General features: G+C 64.3%; 20 protein-coding genes. 7 read left to right on the top strand and 13 right to left on the bottom strand.

Annotation, left to right across the window (positions count from 1 at the left end):
- The first annotated feature begins 397 nt into the window (after window positions 1–397).
- Window positions 398–634, top strand: a complete 237-nt coding sequence (locus EJC47_RS19220) for a hypothetical protein (protein ID WP_260591676.1) — start codon at window positions 398–400, stop codon at window positions 632–634.
- A gap of 113 nt (window positions 635–747) precedes the next feature.
- Here EJC47_RS19220 and EJC47_RS19215 read toward each other — a convergent pair whose 3' ends face one another.
- From EJC47_RS19215 to EJC47_RS19195, 5 genes are all read right to left on the bottom strand, one after another.
- On the bottom strand, window positions 748–972 hold the full coding sequence (locus EJC47_RS19215) for a hypothetical protein (protein ID WP_126849346.1): 225 nt from the start codon (window positions 970–972) through the stop codon (window positions 748–750).
- Between the two features lie 396 nt (window positions 973–1,368).
- Complete coding sequence (locus EJC47_RS19210) at window positions 1,369–1,947, bottom strand: hypothetical protein (protein WP_126849345.1); 579 nt, start codon at window positions 1,945–1,947, stop codon at window positions 1,369–1,371.
- 156 nt (window positions 1,948–2,103) lie between these two features.
- Window positions 2,104–2,346 carry a hypothetical protein gene (locus tag EJC47_RS19205; RefSeq protein WP_126849344.1) on the bottom strand — a complete coding sequence of 81 codons (243 nt, stop codon included), beginning with the start codon at window positions 2,344–2,346 and terminating at the stop codon, window positions 2,104–2,106.
- Window positions 2,347–2,565: 219 nt separating this feature from the next.
- The gene (locus tag EJC47_RS19200; RefSeq protein ID WP_126849343.1) at window positions 2,566–3,543 is read right to left on the bottom strand and encodes a DUF2493 domain-containing protein; all 978 of its coding nucleotides are present in this window, start codon (window positions 3,541–3,543) and stop codon (window positions 2,566–2,568) included.
- A gap of 712 nt (window positions 3,544–4,255) precedes the next feature.
- Complete coding sequence (locus tag EJC47_RS19195; RefSeq protein WP_126849342.1) at window positions 4,256–4,591, bottom strand: single-stranded DNA-binding protein; 336 nt, start codon at window positions 4,589–4,591, stop codon at window positions 4,256–4,258.
- A gap of 705 nt (window positions 4,592–5,296) precedes the next feature.
- On the opposite strand from EJC47_RS19195, the gene EJC47_RS19190 reads away from it, so the two are divergent.
- Window positions 5,297–5,719, top strand: coding sequence for a hypothetical protein (locus EJC47_RS19190; RefSeq protein WP_126849341.1), 423 nt, complete (start codon window positions 5,297–5,299; stop codon window positions 5,717–5,719).
- A gap of 39 nt (window positions 5,720–5,758) precedes the next feature.
- On the opposite strand, the gene EJC47_RS19185 is transcribed toward EJC47_RS19190, so the two are convergent.
- From EJC47_RS19185 to EJC47_RS19170, 5 genes are read right to left on the bottom strand one after another with little or no spacing between them, the layout of a single operon-like run.
- Window positions 5,759–7,501: a DUF2326 domain-containing protein gene (locus EJC47_RS19185; RefSeq protein WP_126849340.1), complete on the bottom strand. Its 1,743-nt coding sequence runs from the start codon at window positions 7,499–7,501 to the stop codon at window positions 5,759–5,761.
- Window positions 7,501–7,743 (bottom strand): ABC-three component system middle component 6, encoded by a 243-nt coding sequence (locus EJC47_RS19180; protein ID WP_126849339.1) that lies wholly within the window; start codon window positions 7,741–7,743, stop codon window positions 7,501–7,503. Before EJC47_RS19180 ends, EJC47_RS19185 begins: the two co-directional genes overlap by 1 nt.
- Window positions 7,740–8,663, bottom strand: coding sequence for an ABC-three component system protein (locus EJC47_RS19175; protein WP_126849338.1), 924 nt, complete (start codon window positions 8,661–8,663; stop codon window positions 7,740–7,742). The genes EJC47_RS19180 and EJC47_RS19175 overlap by 4 nt, the downstream gene beginning before the upstream one ends.
- Entirely contained in the window at window positions 8,650–8,796 is a 147-nt protein-coding gene (locus tag EJC47_RS21120) for a hypothetical protein (RefSeq protein WP_185867734.1), read from the bottom strand. Before EJC47_RS21120 ends, EJC47_RS19175 begins: the two co-directional genes overlap by 14 nt.
- Window positions 8,793–9,953 carry a tyrosine-type recombinase/integrase gene (locus EJC47_RS19170; protein ID WP_126849348.1) on the bottom strand — a complete coding sequence of 387 codons (1,161 nt, stop codon included), beginning with the start codon at window positions 9,951–9,953 and terminating at the stop codon, window positions 8,793–8,795. Before EJC47_RS19170 ends, EJC47_RS21120 begins: the two co-directional genes overlap by 4 nt.
- Before the next feature lie 697 nt (window positions 9,954–10,650).
- Here EJC47_RS19170 and EJC47_RS21460 point away from each other — a divergent pair.
- Complete coding sequence (locus EJC47_RS21460; RefSeq protein ID WP_260591675.1) at window positions 10,651–11,226, top strand: hypothetical protein; 576 nt, start codon at window positions 10,651–10,653, stop codon at window positions 11,224–11,226.
- Window positions 11,227–11,278: 52 nt separating this feature from the next.
- Here EJC47_RS21460 and EJC47_RS19160 read toward each other — a convergent pair whose 3' ends face one another.
- From EJC47_RS19160 to EJC47_RS19150, 3 genes are all read right to left on the bottom strand, one after another.
- The gene (locus tag EJC47_RS19160) at window positions 11,279–12,289 is read right to left on the bottom strand and encodes a ParB/RepB/Spo0J family partition protein (RefSeq protein ID WP_126849336.1); all 1,011 of its coding nucleotides are present in this window, start codon (window positions 12,287–12,289) and stop codon (window positions 11,279–11,281) included.
- 46 nt (window positions 12,290–12,335) lie between these two features.
- Window positions 12,336–13,538 (bottom strand): AAA family ATPase, encoded by a 1,203-nt coding sequence (locus EJC47_RS19155; protein ID WP_126849335.1) that lies wholly within the window; start codon window positions 13,536–13,538, stop codon window positions 12,336–12,338.
- Between the two features lie 164 nt (window positions 13,539–13,702).
- The gene (locus EJC47_RS19150; protein ID WP_126849347.1) at window positions 13,703–14,779 is read right to left on the bottom strand and encodes a replication initiation protein; all 1,077 of its coding nucleotides are present in this window, start codon (window positions 14,777–14,779) and stop codon (window positions 13,703–13,705) included.
- 744 nt (window positions 14,780–15,523) lie between these two features.
- Here EJC47_RS19150 and EJC47_RS19145 point away from each other — a divergent pair.
- The 4 genes from EJC47_RS19145 to EJC47_RS19130 all read left to right on the top strand — a co-directional run.
- Entirely contained in the window at window positions 15,524–15,844 is a 321-nt protein-coding gene (locus EJC47_RS19145) for a single-stranded DNA-binding protein (protein ID WP_068075305.1), read from the top strand.
- A gap of 75 nt (window positions 15,845–15,919) precedes the next feature.
- Window positions 15,920–16,846: a DUF7146 domain-containing protein gene (locus EJC47_RS19140; RefSeq protein WP_126849334.1), complete on the top strand. Its 927-nt coding sequence runs from the start codon at window positions 15,920–15,922 to the stop codon at window positions 16,844–16,846.
- A 70-nt stretch (window positions 16,847–16,916) separates the two neighbouring features.
- Window positions 16,917–21,125, top strand: a complete 4,209-nt coding sequence (locus EJC47_RS19135; RefSeq protein ID WP_126849333.1) for a strawberry notch-like NTP hydrolase domain-containing protein — start codon at window positions 16,917–16,919, stop codon at window positions 21,123–21,125.
- Window positions 21,126–21,247: 122 nt separating this feature from the next.
- The coding region (locus tag EJC47_RS19130; protein WP_126849332.1) for a ParB/RepB/Spo0J family partition protein at window positions 21,248–23,328 on the top strand (2,081 nt) is incomplete at its 3' end.

Here is a 23,328-nt window from a genome sequence, read left to right as displayed (position 1 = left end):
TCTATCTAGGACTGATCAGTTGGTCTCCGGTCGTGTCGGTCGTCCATTCATGGGGGTCGTTCCGGGGTCCGGCTGGGCATCGTCCGCCCTGTGGGCGGAAGGGTCTAGGCCGTGATTCCGGCCGCGGTTATGGGATGGAGTGATCCCGTCCGGCGCGCCTGGTCGCCAGACCAAGCGCGCTCATCAAGCCCGGAGCTCAGGCGACGGGATCGGCACGGCAGGGATCGTTACCCGGAGGGCGAAGACGGCGCCAAGCGACGGCTTCGTGAGCGGGCCATAGGCCCGCGAGTAGAGCCCGATCGGCGGACCCGGAGGGACCGCCGAGCCGCCCGCAATCGCCTTCTTCCGATCCAGGTCCCGAACCGCTACAACGGCATGGTTCGCAGCCCGATCAGCTATGAACAGCGAGGCCATCATGGCGCGTACGATTGAAGAGGAAATGGAGTCCCTCCGGGAGGAGGAGCGGCGTCTTGCGAGCAAGAAGGCGCAGCTCGTCAAACGGGCTCGGGACGAGGCGATCAAGTCGGTCGAGAAGACCGGATTGTTGAAGCTGGAGAGCAGGCGTCTCGAGGCTCTGGCCGGGCGGATCAAGTCGCTCGGGATCGAGGAGGTCGAGAAGCGGCTCGCGGCGTGACGCCGGTCCGCCGCGACGTCAGTCGCGGCACGGGCATGGGGGCTCGATGCCCCTCATGCCCGTGTGGCTCGACAGCAAAAAAAGGGAGAGGCGCTGCCGCCTCTCCCTGTCGTTCAGAACTCGTCGGACATGCCGCTTGGGACCGTGTGAACCACGCGGTCGATGACCCCCATCGGGAGGGCGTCGTAGTCCCCCTCGTCGATGGCGATGAACCCGTCGATGTCGTCCTCGATGACATGCTGGTCGAAGAAGCTGTGGAGGGCGCGGCGCTCCGCGCAGGCGACCGCGGCGAGATAGGCGGTCTGCTCGTTGGCGATGAAAGTCGAGATGATCTGCATGGGAGCCTCCTGCTGTCTTGAGTGACAGCGGAGCGGGCGTCGGGCGTCCGAGATCGGGTCAAGGACCGCCGGCATCGCCGGCGGCCGCGAAGCGGGCGACGGGGGTGCCGATTTTGTCGTGGTTGCCGTGGAGCGCAGCGAAGCGGCGGCCGCGGCAAAATTGGGGGGACCGTCGATCCTTGAGGCGGTCTCGGACGCCCGACAGAATTGGACGTCAGTGAGAGATATTTTCCTCTCCGGCCCGGCCGATGCGTAGCGCCGTGCGGCCCGTAGGGGCCGTGCGAAAGCGAGCGAGCCGGGCTGGTCGACGGCCCCGAGGCTCAAGCCCCGCTGGCATGAAAAAGGGCGCCACGCCGTCAGGCGCAGCGCCCCTCCGCGGTATCGAGAGAGAGAGGCTCAGGCCCACTCGAACCGCGAGCTGTCATCCGTGTCCGCGGTGGCGATCAGGCGCGCCAGGCGGTCGGCGTATTGGTCGACGTTCTGCTCCCGCATCCGGCGTCGGACAGCGGGGTTTTCGAGCCGCTTGCGTAGCTCGTCCACGGGCATTTCGCCGACGCTGTCGGGTCGCAGCCCGAGGCTTTCCAGCAGGGCGTAGGCGTTGCCGGTAGCGAGGTCCATTTCGACGCCGAGATCGGACGTGATGGACGGTCGCATCGCGACCGGACCATCCGGCCGGCTGCGGTAAAAGGAGACGCGCCGGTTGCGGAACTGCGCCTCGTCGAGGACGGCGATCGCATCCGTTGCGAAGTCGAAGACGCGCGCCATGCTGGCGAGAGCCAGCGGGCAGACGCGGGCCTCGAAGCTGTAGGCGAGAGGCCGCTCCTCGTCATCCTCGGGATCGATCAACGCGAGGCCGAGCCGGCTTCCCTCCGAGCGAAGCAAGGAGCGGAAGGCGGCGAGCTGGCGGGCATTGATGGTGGCGGTCGGACCGTCACGATCATCGGCGGCAGTGGCAACGCGAAACACGATGGACATCTCGACCTCCCTTGGTTCGACACCTTCCTCGATCCCCCTCTCCTTTGCTGTCCCGGGACGTCGCTCTGCGTGGGTGCCAGCGGGCGTGCGAGGCGTAGCGAGCTGGCAACCCCGATGGGGCTTGCCGCGATGCGAGCGAGCACGCCCGTCGGCGGGTCAGCGGCGCTGGATCGTTGGTGCGTCCGGGGCGTCGTCGCGGATCTCGATGGTCTCGCTGTCACCGTCGTCGCGGACGAGGGCAGCCTTGCCTGCACGAGCCGCATCGACGGCGGCGTCCTGCGGCCAGTCGCCATATTCGCGCAGCACCTTGATCATGTGCGCTTCGGCGCTGAGGCGGTGCGGGTGACTCGTGATGATTGTGTCGAACGACAGCGACTGGTGGACGGTCTGGAACGTCATGGCGGCGGACCTCCGTTCGGTGAGATAAGGGTCGCCGGCGATGCCTAGCGAGCGACAGGCGAAGGCCTGTTGCGACGCGAGCGAGCCGGGCGATCCTCAATGCGAGCGGCAGCTCAGTCCCACGCGGCACGATGGGGCTCGATGCCCCGGAGCGCCGCATTGGCACGACAGAAAAGGAAGGAGAGACGCCGGCCGAAGCCGGCGCCTCTCCCGAAGCGCTCAGGCGCGCTTGGCGGTGGTCTGATGCGCGAGACGGACGACGTGCAGCGGCACCCCGGCCTGACGCAGCTTCTGCGCGAGGTTGGCCTGGATGCCCGTGCCCTCGCAGACGACGGCTTCGACCGGCTTCAGCCCGAGGATGCGCTCGTTGCGGATGAAGGCTGCCTTGTTCCCGGCGCTGCGGTCCAGCATGAACTTGATGACCTTCACGCCCCGCGATGCGGCCCAGGCGTGCGCGATGGCGTCCGCACCCTTGGACTGCGCGGTGGTCGCCAGGATCATCTCCGGGATGCGCGCCTTGATCTTGTCGAGACCCTTGTAGAGCAGGTCGGCGTCGTTCCAGTCCTTATGGCCTCCGGAGAAGGCAACCACCGGACCCTCGGGCGCGAACTGCTCCCGGCGTTCCCGGCTGCGTGCGGCGAGGTAATCCCGCGCGTCGATCATCGAGGCGGTCAGGCCGCTCGAGACCCGGCTGCCACGCACCGGAGAGAAGGGCTTGCCGGTTTCGACGCGGTACACCTCGGCGGCGTGGTCGCGCATGCACTCCATCGCTTCCCGGCAACCCTGCAGCGTCTGGCAGAGCGTCTGGGTGTCCTCCAGCTCGGTTGCGTAGATCTCGCTGGGGTCGAAGGCGCGGGCGAGTTCCCGCAGCTTGTTCGCCGCGTCGTCCTCGCGTCCCTCGATGCGCTTCGCAACGACGTGGAAGCTGTTCGCGAAGCCCCACGCGAGGTCTGCCGCGAAGGGCTCCATTCGAGTGTCGCGCAGCACGTCGAACATCGTCGCCATCATCATCTCGGTAGCGGCCCGCACCTGCTCCGGATCGGGCATGTCCAGCTGCTCCGGCGCGTCGACGACGCTGAGCTTGGCCATCTCGCTGTGTTCGATGAAAGCACCCTCGTAAGTCTGCGTCAGGGTGTCGTTGCGGCGCTCGTCGGCAACGAAGCTGGCGAGATCGGCGAAGTTCGTGAAAGTGGTCATTTGAGCCTCCAAGGTTGATGTTCTCATCTTCTTGATGAGGCTCCTCCCCCGGCATTCGGTGGTCAGGTCGGTCAGGGACGTTAACCGGGAAGCCGGCGAGCCTCGTGCTCGCCGGACCCCGGTTAACGCCGCGAAGCGGGGCGTGGGGGAGCCGATTTTCTCGTGGTCGGCCCGTAGGGTCGGCCGCGTGAAAATTGGGGGAACCGCGCATCCTTGACCGGGCTGAATCCCCGGATGCCAAACTAGGAGGTCAGAGAGAGAGTTATTGGTTTGAGGTGTAGTACGACGACTGCCCAGAGGACCCGGCCGCGCGAGCGGCCGGTGCCACGTTGGCGTCGTCGGATGCGGTTGGCAGTGGGCCGCGATGACCGATCGCCGCCAGACGGCGAGCGGGATGTCACTCGCTATCGTCCCGCAAGGGATCGTTACCCGAATGGGCGGAAACCCGCCTGCGGGGTTCCGGTTGGCGTAGCCGACTAGAGCCCCGGTCCCGGCATGGCCGGGATGCGCCGCAACACCTTCTCTCCGGCCACTCTCTCCTCGACCTGGCAGCCTCGGAAGGCTCCGGTCCCCCTCTCCTTTCAACCCCGGGCCGATGCGCCGCATGGTCCGTCCGATTAGAGGTGGTGGAAGGTTCAGGCGCAGCTTGTCTGGAGTCGGTGTCCAAGGGCGCGAGCAAGCGAAAAGGGGCGGCTTGCGCCGCCCCCGCTGGTCAGTAGAACTCGACCCGGTCCGCGATGATCTCGCAACCGTAGCGGTCGACGCCGTTGTCCTGCCACTTCGTGTAGTGGAGCCGCCCCTCGACGGCGACCAGGTCGCCCTTCTGGCGGTTGGCGGCGATCGCCTTGGCGAGGCCGTTGAAGGTCGTGACCTTGTGGAACTCGACCTCCTTCGCGGTGAAGCCGGTCTGCGGATCCTTGTAGGTCTTGCCCTCCTTATCGAGCTTCGGGCGGTCCGTCGCGACGATGATGGTGGTGATGCTGGTGTTGCCCGCGGTGCGCGTCGTGGGGTCCTTGGCGATACGGCCGACCAGGTTCACGTTGTTCATTTAAGCCTCCTTGGGTGCCGGCGGCCTCCCCGCCGGTGCCACTGGTGAGCGGCGGCCGGGACCGCGTCGCACCGCGCGGGCGCAGCCCGCGCGGGGAACCCCTGGAGCGAGCTGGCGCGGGCAGGCGCGCCGAAGGCGCGGCAACACGGGCTCGCGCAGGGGGTTGCGACGTGGTCGCGGCCGCCGCAGGTGGCACTGCGAGGCGGGGTGGCTTCGCCGGCACCTCAAAAGAGACTGGAATGGGCAATGTGGACCGATCGGGGCGGTCCTCTAGCCAAGAGTCCCCGGGACGATCAGCGCACCGCGGGCAGCGCCAGGATTGCCATCTGCGCGGCGGACCCCTGCGAGACGGGGCAAGGCCTGCGGGGAGCCGCGATCGACCGCGAGGGGGTCGTAGGCCACCCGGGTCGCGGCTCGGCCCGCCGGCGAATGCCGGCAATCGTGAGAGGGCGCTGTCGTCGAGGGCGGCGCTCGCGAAGTGGCGATGGCGGTGTCGGTCGCGTGCTGCGAGACGCGCGCTCGGGTCGGTCCTGACCGGGGGGCGGCGCAAGCCGACCCGATCGCACTGGCGAGCGTCCCTTCCGCAAGGGGATCGTCACCCGCATGGGCGGAAACCCGCTTGCGGGGTTCCGGTCGGCAAGGCCGACTAGAGCCCCGGTCCCGTCCGGGCTGAGCATCGCGAAGTGCGGTGGGATGCGCCGGTCAATGCGGCGTGTAGTCCCGGAAAGGGCGGCTGATGCGCAGAAACTGCGCGATGCGGTGGACTGCATCCCCCGAAAGGACCCGGTCAGCCGCGAGGATTTCGAGGAATATTGTCGCCGCTTCCGCAAAGCATTCACGGATGCCGACGCCCATCATGTCGGGGATTACCCGCCGGCGACGCGGCTGCTCGCCATGAAGCGTCCCGACACATTTGTCTGCGCGAACGGCAAGAACAAGGGCAACCTGGCCGAGGCGCTGAACTTTGCCCCGACGGCGCTGTCGCTGGCGAATTATTGGGATCGGATCATCGTGCCGATCCAGTCGTCGCCCTGGTATAACGCACCGCATCCTACAGGGGGCGACGGCGAGTTGTGGGACTATCGCGTCGCTATGCTGGACACGCTCTACTATGACGAGGACGCCTGAGCTGGTCTTCGATGAAAGGGACCGGCATCGCGCCGCGCCCTAGTCGAAGCGAATCCCGAAGAGGCCGCCATCGGGCGTGTCCGAAAGCTCTGTTTCGAGGACATAGGGGGCGAAGGTGGCGCCGCTCTCACGCTCGGCTCGGACAAGCTCGTCCGAGTTGAGAAGGGCCACATATTGGATGCCTGTGCTCTGCGAGAAGTCGGCGGCGATTTGCAGGGCGCGGGCGAACTGGCGCCCGTCGACGGGCTCGAACAGGTGGCTGTCGTGGATGATGAAGCCTGGGCCTTCGCCGCGTCGTTTCGCCAGCGCGGCGAGGGTGAGGTCGAAGCAGAACACCTCCATGCTCATCACGCCGGCGCTGCCATCGGCGGGTGTCTGCGGCAGGAAACGCAGGCCCGTATCGGTCGCCGAAATGGCCAGCTGGCCAGGCTTTTCGTAGAGGCGTTCCGAGATTTCCGAAAAGGTACGGCTCGCTGTGTCGACGATCGTCGATCGCTCGCGGCGGTCCTGGCGCAGCGCGCGAACAGCGTCCTCCACCTCACGTTCAAGCGCCTCGGCACGTTCCTCGAGCTTTCGCGCCTCCTGCAGACGCCCCTCGAGCTGCTTGAGTTCGGATTCGCGTCCGGAAAGCTCATCGCGCAGCCGCAGCAGTTCGTCGGCAGGACCGCTCGCGCGCAAGGATCGCGTGATGTCGCGGCGGCGCGCTTCGATCAGCTCGCGACGGGGCTGACGGTTGGCGATCCGCTGCTGCGCCGCCACGATTTCGTTCTGCAGATGGGATTGCCGGTTCTCGAGCAACTTTTCGTGGAAGCGGTGGACCTCGTCGTAGCGATCGGTCACGAGGTCCGGGAACACGATCCTGGCCTCGTCGAAGAGACGGGCGATGTCCGGCGCCTCGGTAAAGGTCTCGGCTTCCAGGGATCGCACGTTCACGTCGATCGCTTCCTGATCGATCACGTCGCCGTCGGACAGGTCGCGGAAGTCCTGGTTCAGGATCGCGAGTTCGCGTTCCAGCTCGCGAAAGGCGGGTAGCACATTGAAGGCTTCGATGCGCTCGGCCAGACGATCGCGTCCGAGTTTGACCGAAGCGATCTGCGCTTCGATCTGAGCCTCAAGGTCGGCGCGCTTGGCCCCCTCGGCCGCAACCTTATCCAGGGCCGCCAGCGCGGTCTGCGCATCCTTCGTCTGTTTGAGCGCCGCCTTCGACTGATGCAGGCGGCGCACCAATTCGGCGTCCAGGCCGAACAGGTGTGCGAGCGAGGTTTCCGCCGAAGCGGTCGACTGGTTGCGGAAGGTCCGGATCGGGCTGTCGAGCCCACCATCGCGCTTGCGGCGCGCGAAATAGCTGACGAGCTGCCGGTACGAGACGTCGCCGTTGCCACGCTTCTCGCGCAGCCCGAACCACTCCTCGCCAAGCCGTTTGCACCATTGGGCATTCTGGATGCGATCCACCCCGGTCTTGGCGGAGCGGATGAAGACCTGCTTGGCATTGGCGACGCTGCGCGTGACCTCGATCCGTTCGGCGCCGACATCGACGTCGAGCGAAAAATTCCATTCGGCGACGGCGGTCGCCGCGAGGGCACCCTCGGCTTTGCCGCCGAGAAGGAAGTGGATCAGATCGATGGTGCTCGACTTGCCGGCGCCGTTGCGGCTGCGCCGCTCGCTGGCGCGGCTGCTGGCTGTGTCGCCGCCGTCGGCGCGCGTCGCGAGGATGATGTTGAGGCCGGGCCGAAAGGTCAGCGTCCTGAAACCGTCTCGATCCGCGGCGAGGCGGTGCAGCATCACTGCGCTCCCGCGCGGCGACGGATCAACCCGTCGTCGCCGAGCGAAACCAGCTTCATGAGGAAAAGCAGATCGATCGCGAGGATGAAGAAGGCGTAGGAGACCGGCCGAGCCTCCTGCTGCTTGCGAAATTCATCCCAGACGCCCGATACCGTGCGCGGTGAGCCAAGGCCGTCGAAGACCTTACCTGCCAACGTGAGCAGCGCCCGATCCGGACTGATATTCTTCGTTGGAAGAATCACGACACAACACTCACGACTGGAATCTCAAATATCTGGCACGTCACGAAAAAGCGGCTCACGATCGCCAGAGCTGCGGTGTCGCGCTCCGCTTCGCCCGTGCCGCCGCCTGCGAAGATTACCATTTCCCTGAATGTGTGATCGGGTTCAAGGCCGGAGGTGACGCATTCTGCGTAGCGCGCCTTGAACCCCTGGGCCATGCGTTCCGGCTCTTCGGGGTCGGGCTGGTCGCGGAGATACTCTTCGACTTTCGCGACGCCGGTCTGGCCGATCGACAGGAAGTGACGCGTTGCATCGGACAGCGCATTGAACGCCACCTTGGTCGCGAGATCGGCGGAAAGCGGCACCGGCTCGTTCGGATCGGTGGCGATGGCGCGCCGTATCAGTGCGAGGGCGCGGCCGAGGTTCGCGTAGGTGATCCGCGCCATGTCCGTGGCCCGGGGCGCGCGGCCATAAAGCCGCACGCGGTCCTCGGCGGGAAGGCTCTTGATCAGGTCCAGGACATCGAATCGCGTGATCGGCCCGGCCGGCACGTCGAGTTCCTCGGCGAGCTGCTCGATCTTGCGTACGAGTTCCGAGGGCAGCTTGTCGCGGTAGAGATTGACGACGAACTTCCACTCTCGGAGCCGCGTGCCCCAATGTGCCTTCGCTCCACGAAAATCCTCGTCGATTTTCGCGAGAGCGTCGTCGACGTTCGTCTGCCCGTAGCGCGGGCCATAGCATTGGTAGACCGTCCCGGTTGAGCTCCGGAAGCCATCGCACTTCAGGTCGCCGCGACGGCCCATAGGAATCGTGGGCGTGAAGTCCTCTTTCCAGAGCGACTTCGCGACCGACTGAAACCGCGTTTCGAATGCGTCACCCTCAAGATCTTTGAGGTCCGATTCGGCGCGCAGCCGCTGCCATTCCCAATCAAATTCGTCCATGCGCGGTGTGCTCTCCCCCGATACCGACGTATCGATCGAACACGAGACTGTCGAACGTTTCGGACAGCAAGCCGACCGTTCTTTCGAGGCCGGGCCACAGCGAGGTGCAGGCAATGATGCCCGGCGGCGTCATTCGAGTCGCCTCATCAGCCGGCCGACGGCGCCGGCCTCAGCGGCCAGGTTTCGATTATACGCGAGCGGCATGCGTGGGCTCTTCCAGCGCAGAGCGTCCATGATGCCGGCAAGATCTTCGCCCGCTGCGAACAGGTCCTGGTTGAGCCCTACCCGTGTCGAGTGCGCGCTGATCCCCTTGAGCAGCCGCGCCAGGTCCTCGGCCGTCAGGTCCCCAAGCGCGCCGCGGTCGAATGCCCGCTGGATGATCGAGCGAAAGATCGGCCCGATCGAGCCGGGGTGCAATGCTGCTGAACCGACGTCATATTCGACCCGGGCCGGCACCGCAGGCTTCGAGAGCGTCTTGCGCAAATCCCAACGCTCGCGGCTCGAGATACTGTCGATCCGCCGGCCCTTCACCGCAGCGCGGGCTTTGTAGCGCCGCACCTGGACGCGCCGAAACAGCGGGCCGGAGGCGATGTCGGCCGCCTCGGTCCACGCCGCGATCGCTTTCACGGAGCGCGGCGACAGGAAGGCGGTCGCCCCCTCCCCTTCCTGATCGCCCTTGCTGCGGTGGATTTCCAAAAGCCGCGCTTCGGGATCGAGGGCCTCGACGATATGCTCGACGGCGACGGCGGTGAGCTCCGACGCGCGCAGGCCGGTGTCATAGGCCACCGACAGCAAGGCGCGGTCGCGCAGGTCGGGCAGCTCGCCATCACAGGCCTCCAGCAGCGCCGCGACGTTGATCCCTCGGCGCTTGTCGCGCTCGACATCGCGGACCGGCCCCTTGAACCGAAGTGGCCGCGCCTGGGCCTGGGCGGTGCCCTTCTCCCGCCGGATGGCGCGCAGGCGCAGTTTGACCAGCTCGGCCTGTGTCGGGTCCTTCAGGTCGAGCAGCTGGTGGATCTTGGCGATCGACGCCTTGTAGCGCCCAAGCGAGGCAGGCTTCGCCCCCTGCCCTGCCCGGCCATCGAGATAATCAGCGACGATCTCCGGGGACGCCGGCAAGGCTATCCGGCTCGTCCGCCGGCACCAGGCATCGAAAGCTTCAAGGTCATTCTTCAGCGCCCGGATCGAATGCGGCGAACTCGCCGCCTGAAATGCGGCAATCAATGCCTCGTTGATGACGATGCGCGCGCCTGCCTGCATCTGGGTCGCCGTCCAGGCGATCTCCGGCATCGTCGCGACGGTGACGCGCGCGTCCGCTGGCGCCGGAACGGGAAACCGGCCGTTTCCAGGGGCATCGATCGGATCGGTCGCGCTCGTTTCCACCGCCGCCGTATAGCGTACCTTATCAAGAGGGTCAATTCCGCTTATGTGATAACTGCAATTATCGCATGTTCGGTTATTAGAAGCATCGTCGTGGTAGACTGAAGTAACAACTTCGAGATATGTTTAGCGGATGACACGCCCGATACCTGATCTTTCGGAGCCCGTTTGGACGTCCAAACTAGTCTCCGCTCTTGAGCGGGCGGCGGCATCGATCAGCCGCCTCGATGCCCGTGTTTCCGTCAGTCCTGCCGCCGCGCCGTGGTCTCTACGAGCTTCGTGGACCGGCTATACCACCGCGCTCAGGGGTCAATCCGCAGAAATCGACGAAATCGATATTTTTAGCCGGGAAAGTGGGGTCAAATTGCCCGGTCGGCCCGCAATGCCGACCCACGTAGATGATCCGGGCACTCTTCAGGCATGGCAAGGGCGGCTGAGGCAACGGGAAGCACATTATTGGCGGGATGTAGCTGCGATACCGACTGATGTAGCCGAAGACTGGAACCGGCGCCCGGCTTTGCTTCGCGCACTCGAGGTCGCCGCCCGTCATGCAAGGGCGGACACTACCATTACGCCCTGGCTCACGATCCCCTCCCTGCTGCGATCCATGAACATCACCCATGCAATGCTCCCATGCCTGACCATCGCGGACAAGGCGTTCCGCCTCGCGCCCAGCGAAAGTCATGCCATCATCGTACGAAACCTCCGTGCACTCGCCGATCGAGCCGAAGAGGGGCTCCAGCGGCTCCAGGCGCTCGAAGATCATCGGTTGCGAGCGGCAGTGGCCGTCTGCGATGCCCATCGCCCAGGGAAGCTTCTCGAGCTCCTAGCGCTGGTCCAGTTCGCCCCCGTTGTCAGCCCGCGCCTGATCGCGCAGAAATTGGGTGTGACCCTGTCTGGAGCCGGCAAGCTGCTCATGCGAGCCGCGGACCTCGAACTGCTGACCGAGGTTAGTGGTCGTAGGGCCTGGCGAACATACATGGCGCCGGATCTCGCGGTTTCCTTCGGGTTCGTTGCGCGGCCGGTGGGACGACCCCGCTCTGCGGCTCGACAATTAAAAGACCTTGAGCCCGCGCTGACAGCATTCGACCACGAGATGGCGGCGCTGGATGAGGTGCTCGTGAAATTAGGCGTGCTCAAGCTCGCGGACGACGCGGCTTTATCGATTGACGATCAGGCGTGAGACGAAGTCTCCGCTTGGCCTAGTGGAATCGTACCAGCCTGCAAGCGAGGCTCTACGCCCAATGATGATCGAGCACCTCCCTCATCGCTTTCTCGGCATCCTCACGTGAGGCACCGCTTTTGTGCAGCAGCGTCAGGCGGACGCCTTTGCGATCAGCACCCTCGATCCGGAGCACCGCCTTCCCGGCAGACGACGAGATGGTCTGGGGCGATCCTGACCTTTTGGGGGGACCTGACTTCTTGGGGGAGGCTGCGGCCGTGGTCAGTGCGCGGATGACATCCAGCACAGGCATCGGCCTGCCTTCATCGGCTTGCTGCTTGCCAAGCGCCGCGGCCTCGTTGAACACACGCGCTCGCTTGTCCTCTGGTTTGAGGAGTGGCTTCAACGCAATGACATTTCGGATTGTGAGCGATTGCGGTTCGGGAAATGCTGCCATCAAAGGTTCGGGCAGCCGAGCCAGATCAAGATACCGCGTCAGCCAGCTTTCGCTGACGTTAATCCGCTCAGCCATCGTTTTCTGACGGCCATCATAATAGGCATCGAGTGCCCTGAGGTAATCGCGGGCGCGCTCGAGATCGGTTAGGTCGTCGCGCGCTCGATTCTCAATGTCTGCGAGCCGAAACGCCTCTTCGTCACCGATTTCCCGGATGTCGACGAGAAACTTAAAGTCCGGGTAATTGTGCGATCGTAGCCAACTGATCGTCCAATGACGGCGTGCTCCGCAGATCACCTCGAAGTCGAAATCGGGATCGCCTGAAACGCGACGGACGATGGCTGGCATCTCCTGCCGGCCTTGCGCCTTGATGCTCTCGATCAAGTCCCCACAGCGCTGCTCGTTTAACAAGCCATATTCGCGGTTATGCCCCGACCACATCCGACACCGTGCGGGATCGACAAGTTCCTGGATGCGCGTAACGACGGCACCGGATGCAAGCTCCGCGATGCGATTGGTCCGCCCCGTGAGGACGTTTGTCGCAATCCCGCTACGACGGGGTGCGACCTCGCTGGTGAGGTCGATTCCAGCCGCTAAATCGGCTGCAAATCCGCTGTTCTTTCCACTCATGTGGCCCTCCTGTTTTTGGAAATTGCACGCGTGCAATTTCGCATATTCACGCCAGTGCCTCCTGGCGCAGACGGGCACGATGGCTAGGCCACATCGAGCGCACGTCGACTTCGATTTCCTGATTTACACCGTCGAGATAAGCGAGGCAGCGGTTGCGCACTTGCGAGCTCGTGGCTGGTCCATCCAACTCGTAGACCGTCATCAATCTCGCCGTCGCATTGTCGATCTCGGCCGAGTCTTTCAGGGGCGTCCGGATCATCGCGTGCCCGAAGAGGGTACGCATAAGGTTCAGCAGCTCCTTCTGCATCGACTTGTTTTCGTCGACCTTGGACGCGACGAACCGAAGGAACTGCAGGTCGGGGGCAAGACCGCGTTCCGTCAACTGTTCGATCGTCTCATCGAGCATCGACAGAAACGCCGCTGTCGACGAGAAATCCATCACTGTCGGCGGCACTGGCACGATCAGCGCGTTAGCTGCGCGAAGCACCGATAACGAGATAGCGCCGAGCGCAGGTGGCGGGTCCATCACGATCACATCGAACCGGTCGGAGATACTGTCGATGCCAACCCTCAGCCGATCGAGAAGCTCACCGCTGCCGCGTGCCATTCGTGCGGCCAGCTCGTACTCAGAGTTGAACAGCCGCAGGTTGGCCGGGATGAGCTCAAGGCCGTCGAAATGCGTTTTGCGGAGCGCGTAATCCAGCGAAGTCCGCTCCTCCTCCCGCAGGAAGGGGTAGAGCGTATCATCCTCCGTAAGATCAAGATCGGGGACGTAGCCGAAGAGCGTCGTTGCCGATGCCTGGCTATCGCAATCAATCAATGCGACTCGATAGCCCTGGATTGCCAGATACTGCGCTAAGTGGACTGCGATGGTCGACTTTCCGACCCCGCCCTTGAAATTTTGAACTGCCACGACGCAGCAGGGATCGTCGGCGCTCCGATAGGGGCGAGTGCCAAACACCCCGCGCATGTCGTTGATCTGCGCGAGCGTGTATCGCTCTCGCCGATTGTTTTCGCCGCGGGCCGGCTCCGGAAGTCGGCCGTCCTTCTCAGCATCCCGAATCGCGGCGGCCGTGCGGCCGACCAGTTCGGCAGCCTTGCTGATCGTGAATGTGGGTTCGCGGCGATCGTCGGCGCGCGCGCTACGTGCCGAGTCTCTCAGCTTTTCGAGCACCGATGAGGTGCGGGCGGCGAGCGTTGCCACCGACACAAGATCCTGTGCACCTTCGATATCCAACGCTGATGCCACATGCCCACCTTTTGAAATTTGGGGCATGGTGCACCGACTTGCGCTTTTTTGTCAATTAAATCGGAAATTTCGAAAGCTGATGGGTCGAAGATGGCGGTTTTGGGTGGTAGGCGGTCGCTATCCTGACTCGGTGGGGGAGCGACAAATTGCACGTGTGCAATTTCTTACGTTGCCCTGCCCCGTCGAGTAACCCATCCCTCGCAAAAGCCGGTCCAGGCTTTCAACAGCTTCGGCCCTCGAACCTTCTCGATCCGATCGCCCATCTGCTGCCTGAAGCCTGTCGCTATAAGATCGATATCCCAGCCTCCGCCCTCTCGCCGGGCGATCGCTGCAAGCTCATCGGCTCCGAACCGGATTGAGCCCGACGGAAACGAAAGTTCCTTGGCCTTCGCTGCGCCTTGCATCGTGGCCTGGGCAGCAATGGCCGGTATGATGGTCATCGTCTCTACCGTTCCATCGCGACGTGGCTTTCGTCCTCCGGAATGGCGCTCCAGCTCATCGACTGTTGCGATGAGCGCTGGCGCATCCTTCGGCTCGAACCGGAACTCGATCTCTGTGACGGTCCTTCCCTGCCTAATCTCCCGCCACTCGACCCGGAAATGTGCGAGCTGGTCGATCTCGGCTTTGGCTTTCTCGAGAACCTTGCGCCGAAGCTGCGCGAAGTCGGTGTAGACCTCAGGCGGAATGCCAAGGGCAGCCCGCAACGCCTTCATGTCCCCCTTCCAGGTGGCTTGCCGCCGGTGGAGGCGAAGCGCGCCCAGCTCATACAGTTTGAGCGCGTAGTTCGAGCGAAACCCCAGCACGGCTTGGCGGTTGAGGACAGCATAGGTCTCGGAAGCCTGGATCAGCTTTCGCGCGTCTGGCGTGAACTCCCACTCAATCCACCCAGCTTCACCTTCATCCTCAGTTTCTTCCCGAGACCGCGAGATCAGCGAGAACAGGGTAGTCGCCTTCTTTCCACGCCATGAGCGGTCATCGACCGCGAACAGCGTTCGGTGCAGCTCCTGAAGCATGTCCGTGATCCGCTCATTGCCTTTATGCCCACGGCGAATGTCGGCCTTGCGCATTCGGTGCGGCTTGTCCTCCCAAGCATCGCCGCCAGCTGTAAGAATCATGAGGGCCAGTAATCGCGATGCCGTAAGGCTCAGCGATTCGCCTTTGACAAACTTGACCTCGATTATGTTTCCGGGTTTGGCGAACTCATCGCCGCCTTTGGCGCGCAGTGCGGCAGCGACACGCATCGAACGACCAGGCAACGCCTCGTTGTTCGCTTCTTCCACTACAACAGTACTTTCGCTATCGGCGGCTTCCATGCCATACACGATCAGAATCAGAGGTCGGGAGCGTCATTGCTGCCTGACCTGACCTCAACCGTCAAGTCAGGTCAGGATCATTCTGGGGTCAGCCCCCCCAAGGGGTCAGGATCGAGTGTATCGTTGAGCATGGAAAATCCCTGCAAAACTCGCGAGTCGCGACCTTCCCACAACTACACCTGTCAAAGCGCCTTTTTTCAGCGTTCTCTTCTCGCCCCTGAGCTGCGGAGGTACCCGAAAGCCTGAAACTCGCTGGCGCCCCCAATCGGTCAGGAAAGCCCCAAGCGGTCAGGGTAATCCCCCCATCTGGGCAGGTAGTAGCCCCCGATCGGTCAGCGAAACTCCCCCACACGGTCAGGCAAATCGGGGTATCACATTGAGAAACCATCGCTTTTTGGTCACGAATTAGAATCTTTTGAATCATGAATCCTTCCGCTGCGAGCAGCGTCGTTTTTTAAGATTGATTCTTGAAGGACATTATCGATTCGCGTGCTGCCAGTGTCGGCCCTTCGTCCGCGTCCCCCTATCTAGGGGGATACCTCCGACGAGGTTTCCAAAGTTATGCTGAAAGGCAGTGGGTTGGATACCCTCGAGACCCAAATGCTCAGCGAACCGACTGCATCTGGCTGCCCCGTCCGTCGCCACGCAGCGTGGTCCGCTGTGGGAGGTAATATGATCAATTACGCGAAGTTCGAGATCATCGGTCGAATCGGGGAGATCGACGCCAAGCCGAAGGTCACCAACATTTCGGTATGCGCGAACTACCGACGTCGAGGTGAAGGCGACCAGTGGATCGAGGACAGCTACTGGAACCGCGTTGTCATCTTCAGCGATGGCCAGCGCAAATATGTCGAGGAGAAAGCGCATGTTGGCGATCTGGTACGGATCGCGGGGCGCCTTCGCGACAGCTCCTACGAGCGTGACGGAACCACTCACTACACGACTGATCGAATTGTCGAGGAGTTCGGCGTCCTTGCCCCCAAGATAAATTAGGCTTTCAGACGGCGGTCCCTGACGCAGAGGAGAGGGTGCCGATTGATCTTCGGTTCAATGTGACCGGAGACGACAATGATCGAATGCAATCAGACCGACAGGACGATCTCGATGGCGAGACTACCGCTGGACGCTGAAATCCGGGCAAAGAACATCGTCGAAAAGCTCGGCGGAATCTGGCGCGGCGCCCGTGGTGAATGTCTCTGTCCCGCTCATAATGACAGCTCGCCGAGCTTGTCGGTCCGCCTGGGCGACACCGCCATTCTCTTTCATTGCTTCGCCGGTTGTACTCCCGTCGAGGTGATGAAGGCGCTCGAGCGCAATAAGCTTCATGACCGCACCGCGGTGGAAATGCCCGAGGTAAAGTCCAAGCGCGACATGGGCGCCCTAGCCGTGCGGCTGTGGAAGGCCAGCGTGCCTATCGCCGGCACGCTCGCGGAGGAATATCTCCTCGCGCGCGGACTGTCTCCTCCGTACTCCAAGGCGCTGCGCTTCAACCCTGCGACCATTCTCGGCTCCGGTCCGACTAAACGGATAATGCCTGCTATGATCGCCGCAGCCGAAAACGACATAGGCGTGACGGCCGTCCAGCGGACCTTCCTCGATCCCGAAGACGTGCTGCGCAAGCCCATCCCCAAACCCAAGGTGTCGCTTGGACTGATCGGCTCCGCGGCGATCCGGCTTGCCCCCGCCACCGACGAACTAGGTCTCGCCGAAGGGATTGAGGACGCTCTCTCGGCGATGGAATGGTTCGGTACGCCGACATGGGCGTTGGGCGGTGTCGAGCGCCTGGCATTCGTCGCGATCCCGGAGAGGGTCCGGCGTGTGATCGTCTATGCCGATCGCGGCCGAGCTGCCGAACGCCTGCTGGAAAAAGCGCGGGACCACCTCACCGCCAATGGTCGCGAGCTCATCCCCCGTCTGCCACAGCATCACGATGACTGGAACGACGCCTGGAGAGCCCGCCTTCAGCGCACCGACGCCGCCGCCGGTCGGCCATGACGTAGAGGAGAGGGAGCCTTCGGCCTGTTGATCCGGTGATGAGCACCGGGCGACAGAACGGAGCACCTCGATGCGCACCTCAGCCTCAGCCCTTGAACTCGATTTTACCGAACCGTCGATCACCGCCGCCAGGGCGGTAGCGGACACCATTGCCAGGAATGGCTCACTCACACGCGAGACGCTGCTGTGGGTCATGGAAACGGCCTATGGCTGCTCGTCCGCCGACGGGCGCTGGTCGCTCCGCGACGCTTACGACATGCTCGAACTCGCTCAAGTATTGTACCTTGAGGGAGCCGACCTGCCTACGGCCCCCCTCACCTGCTTAGCGGCACTGACGGATCTGGTTGCCGGTCTCCCGACGCACACGGTGCGCAGCGAGGAGCAGATCGCACTCCAGCAATTCTCCACACCCGCGCCGATCGCCTACCTCGCGACGCTCGCCGCCCGCATCGCCTCTACCGATGTGGTGTTGGAGCCCTCTGCCGGCACCGGCCTTCTTGCTGTCTTTGCGCGGCGCATCGGCGCTCGCCTCATCCTCAACGAGCTCGATCCAGCACGAGCCGGGATGCTCGAAGCCGCCTTCCCTGGGTTCCCGGTGAGCCGGCACGATGGTGAGCTGATCCACGATCTGCTGCCGCGATCGATCAGCCCAACCGCCGTTCTCGTCAACCCGCCCTTCTCGCGCAGCATTGGCCGCCATGCCGACCCGCTCGCCGCGTTCCGCCACCTTCGTGCCGCTCTCATGCGGCTCGCGCCGGGAGGCCGCTGCGCCGCCATCCTCCCTGATCGCGTCGACACATCGAGCCGCGCCTGGTCCAAGGCGATCGAGGGGTGTGCTTTGACATTGCACCTCGAGCTGCCCGGCAACGCCTACGCGAAGCATGGCACTAGCCAGACCGTGAAGATCATGGTGCTCGAAAAGGGTACCGGGGATCATGCCGAACTGATCCGGTGCGGCTCGCTCGCCGAGGCTCTCGCGGCCATCACCGCGCCGACCGCGCCTGTCAGGGTGCTGTCGGTGCCGCACCTCGCGCGCCCGACCGCGCGTGGATCGCTGCTAGGCGGTCTCGCCAACAAACCGCGCCTAACGGCGCCTTCGCCCAAGGTCGCGCAGTCGCTCGCCGCGGTCGACATCACTTACACCGTCTTCGCCGAGCCCGTGGCGACGGGGGAGGCCGTCGGTGTCTACCTGCCCTATCGGCCGAGCCGCGTCGCGATCCCCTGCTCGTCCGCGCATCCGACCGCGCTGGTGGAATCGATCGCGATGGGATCGATCACCGCGCCCCGGCCATCCTACGTCCCTCGGCTCCCGACGCAGGTCGTCGACAGCAAGGTGCTCTCAGACGCTCAGCTCGAAACACTGATCTACGCTGGCGACGCCTTCGAGCGCGACATCCCCGGCCTGTTCAAGCCCGTCGAAGAGGGCCTGTCGCTCACGCCCGATGAGGAAGGTCGCCCCTATCGGACCGGCTTCTTCCTCGGCGACGGCACCGGCGCCGGCAAGGGCCGTCAGGTCGCGGCGATCATTCTCGATCAATGGCTGCGAGGACGCCGCAAGCATGTCTGGATCTCCAAGACCGAGACGCTGCTCGAGGATGCGCGTCGTGACTGGACTGCGGTCGGCGGTCTCGCGCTCGACATCCAGCATCTCAACCAGTGGAAACTCGGTATACCCGTCGGCGCAGTCGAAGGCGTCCTCTTCCTGACCTATGCGACGCTGCGCTCCAATCGCGGGGACAAGGGCACGCGGCTCCAGCAGATCCTCGAATGGGTCGCCGACGATTATGACGGCATGGTCGTGTTCGACGAGGCGCACGAGATGGCCGGTGTCGCGGGCGGCGAAGGCCGCTTCGGCACCAAGGACGGCTCCGACCAGGGCATCGCGGGCGTCCGCCTGCAGAACCTTCTGCCCCGCGCCCGCGTCCTCTACGTCTCCGCGACCGGCGCGTCGGACGTCAACAATTTGGCCTATGCCACTCGGCTCGGCCTGTGGGGACCGGGGACGGCGTTTGCCGATCGCCGCACGTTCGTCGACAGCCTGCGCCGTGGCGGTATCGCGGCAATGGAGCTGATCGCGCGCGATCTGAAGATGCAGGGCCTTTATGTCGCCCGTGCGCTCAGTTTCGCCGGTGTCGAGTACGACATCCTCGAACACCGCCTCACCCCCGACCAGATCGAGGTCTATGACGCTTATGCGGACGCATGGGCGATCATTCATGCCAATTTGCGCGCCGCGCTCGACGCCACCCGCGTCACGGACAGCTTCTCCAACGACACCTATAATAGCGGCGCCAAGGCGGCCGCACTGTCGATCTTCGAGTCCACCAAACAGCGCTTCTTCTGTCAGCTTCTGATCGGCATGAAGCTGACCTCGCTTATCCCGGCGATGCACGCCGACCTGGCGCGCGGCGAGAGCGTCGTCATCCAGCTCGTCTCCACGTCCGAGGCGATGCTCAACCGGGCACTCGCCGCACTCAGCGTCGAAGAGCGTGCCAGTCTCGACATCGAGCTTTCGCCGCGTGAGTTCGTCATGTCCTATCTGACGGCCGCCTTCCCGGTGCGACAGATGAAGACCTTTGTGGATGATACCGGCAAGACGCGCTCCGAGCCGATGTCGGACGAGGACGGCCGTCCCGTGTTCAGCCAGGAGGCGCTGGAGATGCGCGACAATCTGCTCGAGCAGCTCTGTGCCCTGCCCGTCGTCGGTTCTGCCCTCGATCATATCATCGGGCATTTCGGCACGGACGCCGTGGCCGAGGTGACCGGGCGCAGCCGGCGCGTCATCATGGACGCGCACGGCCGTCAGCGCGTCGAAAGCCGTTCGCCCCGCACCAACCTTGCCGAAACCGACGCCTTCATGCGCGGCGCCAAGAAGATCCTGATCTTCTCCGATGCCGGCGGCACCGGCCGCAGCTACCATGCGAGCCTCACGGCCGAGAACCAGTCGCGGCGCAACCACTATCTCCTTGAGCCGGGTTGGCGCGCCGACGCCGCCATCCAGGGCCTAGGCCGCACGCACCGGACGCATCAGGCGACCGCGCCGCTGTTCCGGCCGGTGTCGACCGATTGCCGCGGCGAACGCCGCTTCATCTCGACGATCGCGCGCCGTCTCGACAGCCTGGGCGCGCTCACCCGCGGCCAGCGCCAGACGGGCGGACAGGGCCTGTTCGATCCGCGCGACAATCTGGAAAGCGATTACGCCAAGGAGTCGCTGGAAACCTGGTTCCGCCTGCTCGCCGACGGCAAGCTGCGCTCGACCACGCTCGACCAGTTCCAAAAGCTTACTGGCCTCGAGCTGGAAGGCGAAGGAGGCGGCCTCAAGGAAGATCTGCCGCCCATCCAGCGCTGGCTCAACCGGATACTCGCGCTTCGCATCGCGCTCCAGAACGCGATCTTTGACGAGTATCTCGGCCTGATCGAGGCCCGCATCGAAGCGGCCCGGGAAGCAGGCACGCTCGATCTTGGCGTCGAGAGCATCAATGCCGAGCGCATCACCATCCTCGATCGCACCATCATCCGGCGCGACCAGACCAGCGGCGCCGAGACCGAGATCCTCCGGCTCGAAACCGAGGAGCGCTACAAGCCGGTCCAACTCGATCGCGCGTTGCGGATGCTCGGCGACGACTCGCGCCCGATCGTCAATCGCAAGTCGGGCAAGGCCGCGATCCGGTGCAGCACCTATTCGCTGACCGACGACGATGGCGATATCGTGCGCCGCTACGAGCTGGTCCGCCCGACCCGCACCGAGCGGATGCGCCAGGATCTTCTCCTCGAAACGATGTGGGAGGAGACGACCGAGGAGGAATTCTCGGCATTGTGGCAAGCCGAGGTCGAGGAGATGCAGGGCAAGATTCGCACCAGCATGCTCTACCTCGTCACCGGGCTTCTCCTTCCCGTTTGGGACCGGCTGCCCGACGATCACGTCCAGGTTTGGCGCCTGAACACCGAGGACGGGCAGTCCTTCCTCGGTCGCATCGTCCCCGCGCCGCTTGTCTTGAAACTTGCGGACGCCCTCGGGATCGCCGCGACGATCACGGTGTCGGGTGAAGAGACGGCCAAGCACGTCATGACGACGGGCGAGATTTCAAGCGTCGGCGCGTACCGGCTGAAGCGCAGCATGGTCGCCGGTCAGCAGCGCCTCGAACTGCTCGATTGGCCGCACACGCGCCTTGCCGAGCTGAAGGCGGCCGGGTGCTTCACCGAGATCATCCAGCACAAGACCCGCCTTTTCGTTCCCGTCGCGACCGCCGTCGCCGTGATCGACCGCATCACAGCCTGACCGATCAAGGGCTCTCTCTCCGCCCGCCAAAGGGAGGGGAGGGAGCCTTCGGCTTTGTGGGTCTGATGAGCAGGCTCGCGTGACCGTCTGACGGCTACGCATATTCCAGATGGAGAAGACCGATGATCCAGTCCGTGAAGGTCAAGAACCTCTCGCTGTCGAAAGACAATGTCCGCAAAACCAACCGTGAAGCCGGCATCGATACCCTTGCCGCCAACATCGCCGCCCAGGGCCTGTTGCAGAACCTGATCGTCACGCCGCTCAAGAAGGCGGGCCATTTCACCGTGAAGGCGGGCGGACGTCGCCTGCGCGCTCTTCAGCTTCTGATCGAGCAGGGCACCCTCCCCGTCGATCATACCGTGCCCGTCCTGGTCCTCACCGACGATGACAATGCGATCGAGGCGAGCCTCGCCGAAAACTTCCAGCGAGTACCGATGAACCCGGCCGATGAATGCACGGCGTTCAATTTCCTGATCCAGAAGGGGATGACCGCCGAGGACGTCGCCAAGCGTCAGGGCGTGACGACCCGCTTCGTCGAACAGCGCGTGCGCCTCGCCGAGCTGGCGCCTTGCGTCTTCGAGGCGCTTGCCGCCGGCGAAATTACCCTCGGCGTCGCCCAGGCTTACGCCGTCACCAGCGACATCGACCGCCAGGCCCGGGTGTTCGCGCAGATGAGCACGTCCTACTATGGGGACACGCCTGATAATATCCGTCGCGCTATCCTCAACGGCACCGTCAAGGCGAACGATGCCAAGGCCCGGTTCGTCGGTCGCGATGCCTATCTCGCCGCAGGCGGTCGCATCGAAGGCGACCTGTTCGCCACGGAAGGCGACGAGAACTGGATCGACGTCGACCTGATCGAGACGCTCGCAGCCAAGAAGCTCGAGGCGGCCGCGGCCGAACTCGCGCAGTCCGAGGGTCTCGCGTTCGTGACGCCGATCGCGGCAACCCACGTTCCCTACGACCTCGAGCGCCAGCTTCACGAGTTTCACGCCCCTGCCCGCGCCCTCACCGAGGACGAACAGACGCGCGTGGAAACGCTGTCGGCCGAGAACGACCAGCTTGTCGAGCAGCTCGAATCCGTGCTGGCCGATGGCACCCCCGAGGCCCAGATGGCGAACGACCGCATCGACGCGATCGAGCGCGAGCTGGAAACGATCGACGACGCCCGTCACGAGATTGATCCGGCGCTGAAGGCGCAGATCGGGACGTTCATCTATATCGGCGGTGATGGCGAACCCCGCGTTCACACCCGCCTGTTTAGCGAGAAGCCGGTCGTGGATCCCAACGCCCCGCCCAGGACGACGGGCGGAGAAACCGGCGAAGGCGCCGCTGGCGACGCCGAGCAGGGTTCGAAGCTCAGCGCTACGTTGATCGATGAACTGGCAACCCAGCGCCGCCAGATCCTCGTCGCCCACATCGCCAGCGATCCGGCGATGGCGCTCGACCTGACCATCTTCCTGATGGCGCAGAACGTGGTGTTCGAGCAGCACCATGTTCCCAACCACTCGACGCTGAAGTCGAGCGCCGCGGGCTTCCCGATCTTCGGGTTCCGGGACGAAGGCTCCATGGCGTCGCAGACCATCGACGATCAGCGCCAGCGGCTCGACACGAGCTGGGCGGGTCACACGACGATGACCGAGCGCTTTGACGCCTTCCGGGCGCTCGACGACGAGGCCCGGGGCGCCTGGGTCGCCTTCTCGATCGCGCGCACGCTGGAGCCGACCCTCAACGTCGCCGAGGGCTACCGCCAAAACGCCTTCCACGACCATCTCGGTCGCACGCTCGACATCCAGGTTGCACATTGGTGGCGGCCCACCGCCGAAAACTTCTTCGGCCGGGTGAAGAAGGGCATCATGCTCGATGCGCTCGAGGAGATTGGCGGGCCGATCCTGCGCGGCCGCTACAAGGACGCCAAGAAGGGCGACCTTGCCGCAACGTGCGCGTCGCTGTGCAACGGCCAGGGCATCGTCGAGGCCGAGATCCGCGAGAAGGCAACCGCCTGGTTGCCCGACGCGATGCGGTTCGACGCTGTCGAGAAACCGGCCAAGACGGCGCTGCGCTCCAGCTTCGTCGATGGCGATGACGGGAACGATCCCGCCGAGGACGAGGATACCGACATCGGCGACGTTGATACCGATCTCGAGCCCGACGATCGCGCCGGAGACCAGGACGACGACCAGGATCTGAGCGAGGCGGCCTA

Source organism: Sphingomonas sp. TF3 (genome assembly GCF_003985085.1).
Classification (GTDB): Bacteria; Pseudomonadota; Alphaproteobacteria; order Sphingomonadales; family Sphingomonadaceae; genus Sphingomonas.
This window is presented reverse-complemented; position numbering and strand designations above follow the sequence as displayed.

Excerpts from the sequence above, each read along its gene's own strand:
- EJC47_RS19150 (WP_126849347.1), bottom strand. The coding sequence starts at position 14,779 with ATGCGTGTCGCTGCCGCACTGCGCGCCAAAGGCGGCGATGAGTTCGCC.
- EJC47_RS21120 (WP_185867734.1), bottom strand. The coding sequence starts at position 8,796 with ATGACGCCGCCGGGCATCATTGCCTGCACCTCGCTGTGGCCCGGCCTC.
- EJC47_RS19185 (WP_126849340.1), bottom strand. The coding sequence starts at position 7,501 with ATGCTGCACCGCCTCGCCGCGGATCGAGACGGTTTCAGGACGCTGACC.
- EJC47_RS19190 (WP_126849341.1), top strand. The coding sequence starts at position 5,297 with ATGCGGCGTGTAGTCCCGGAAAGGGCGGCTGATGCGCAGAAACTGCGC.
- EJC47_RS19215 (WP_126849346.1), bottom strand. The coding sequence starts at position 972 with ATGCAGATCATCTCGACTTTCATCGCCAACGAGCAGACCGCCTATCTC.
- EJC47_RS19195 (WP_126849342.1), bottom strand. The coding sequence starts at position 4,591 with ATGAACAACGTGAACCTGGTCGGCCGTATCGCCAAGGACCCCACGACG.
- EJC47_RS19200 (WP_126849343.1), bottom strand. The coding sequence starts at position 3,543 with ATGACCACTTTCACGAACTTCGCCGATCTCGCCAGCTTCGTTGCCGAC.
- EJC47_RS19145 (WP_068075305.1), top strand. The coding sequence starts at position 15,524 with ATGATCAATTACGCGAAGTTCGAGATCATCGGTCGAATCGGGGAGATC.
- EJC47_RS19220 (WP_260591676.1), top strand. The coding sequence starts at position 398 with ATGAACAGCGAGGCCATCATGGCGCGTACGATTGAAGAGGAAATGGAG.
- EJC47_RS19205 (WP_126849344.1), bottom strand. The coding sequence starts at position 2,346 with ATGACGTTCCAGACCGTCCACCAGTCGCTGTCGTTCGACACAATCATC.
- EJC47_RS19170 (WP_126849348.1), bottom strand. The coding sequence starts at position 9,953 with ATGCCGGAGATCGCCTGGACGGCGACCCAGATGCAGGCAGGCGCGCGC.
- EJC47_RS19135 (WP_126849333.1), top strand. The coding sequence starts at position 16,917 with ATGCGCACCTCAGCCTCAGCCCTTGAACTCGATTTTACCGAACCGTCG.
- EJC47_RS19140 (WP_126849334.1), top strand. The coding sequence starts at position 15,920 with ATGATCGAATGCAATCAGACCGACAGGACGATCTCGATGGCGAGACTA.
- EJC47_RS19210 (WP_126849345.1), bottom strand. The coding sequence starts at position 1,947 with ATGTCCATCGTGTTTCGCGTTGCCACTGCCGCCGATGATCGTGACGGT.
- EJC47_RS19160 (WP_126849336.1), bottom strand. The coding sequence starts at position 12,289 with ATGAGTGGAAAGAACAGCGGATTTGCAGCCGATTTAGCGGCTGGAATC.
- EJC47_RS19175 (WP_126849338.1), bottom strand. The coding sequence starts at position 8,663 with ATGGACGAATTTGATTGGGAATGGCAGCGGCTGCGCGCCGAATCGGAC.
- EJC47_RS21460 (WP_260591675.1), top strand. The coding sequence starts at position 10,651 with ATGAACATCACCCATGCAATGCTCCCATGCCTGACCATCGCGGACAAG.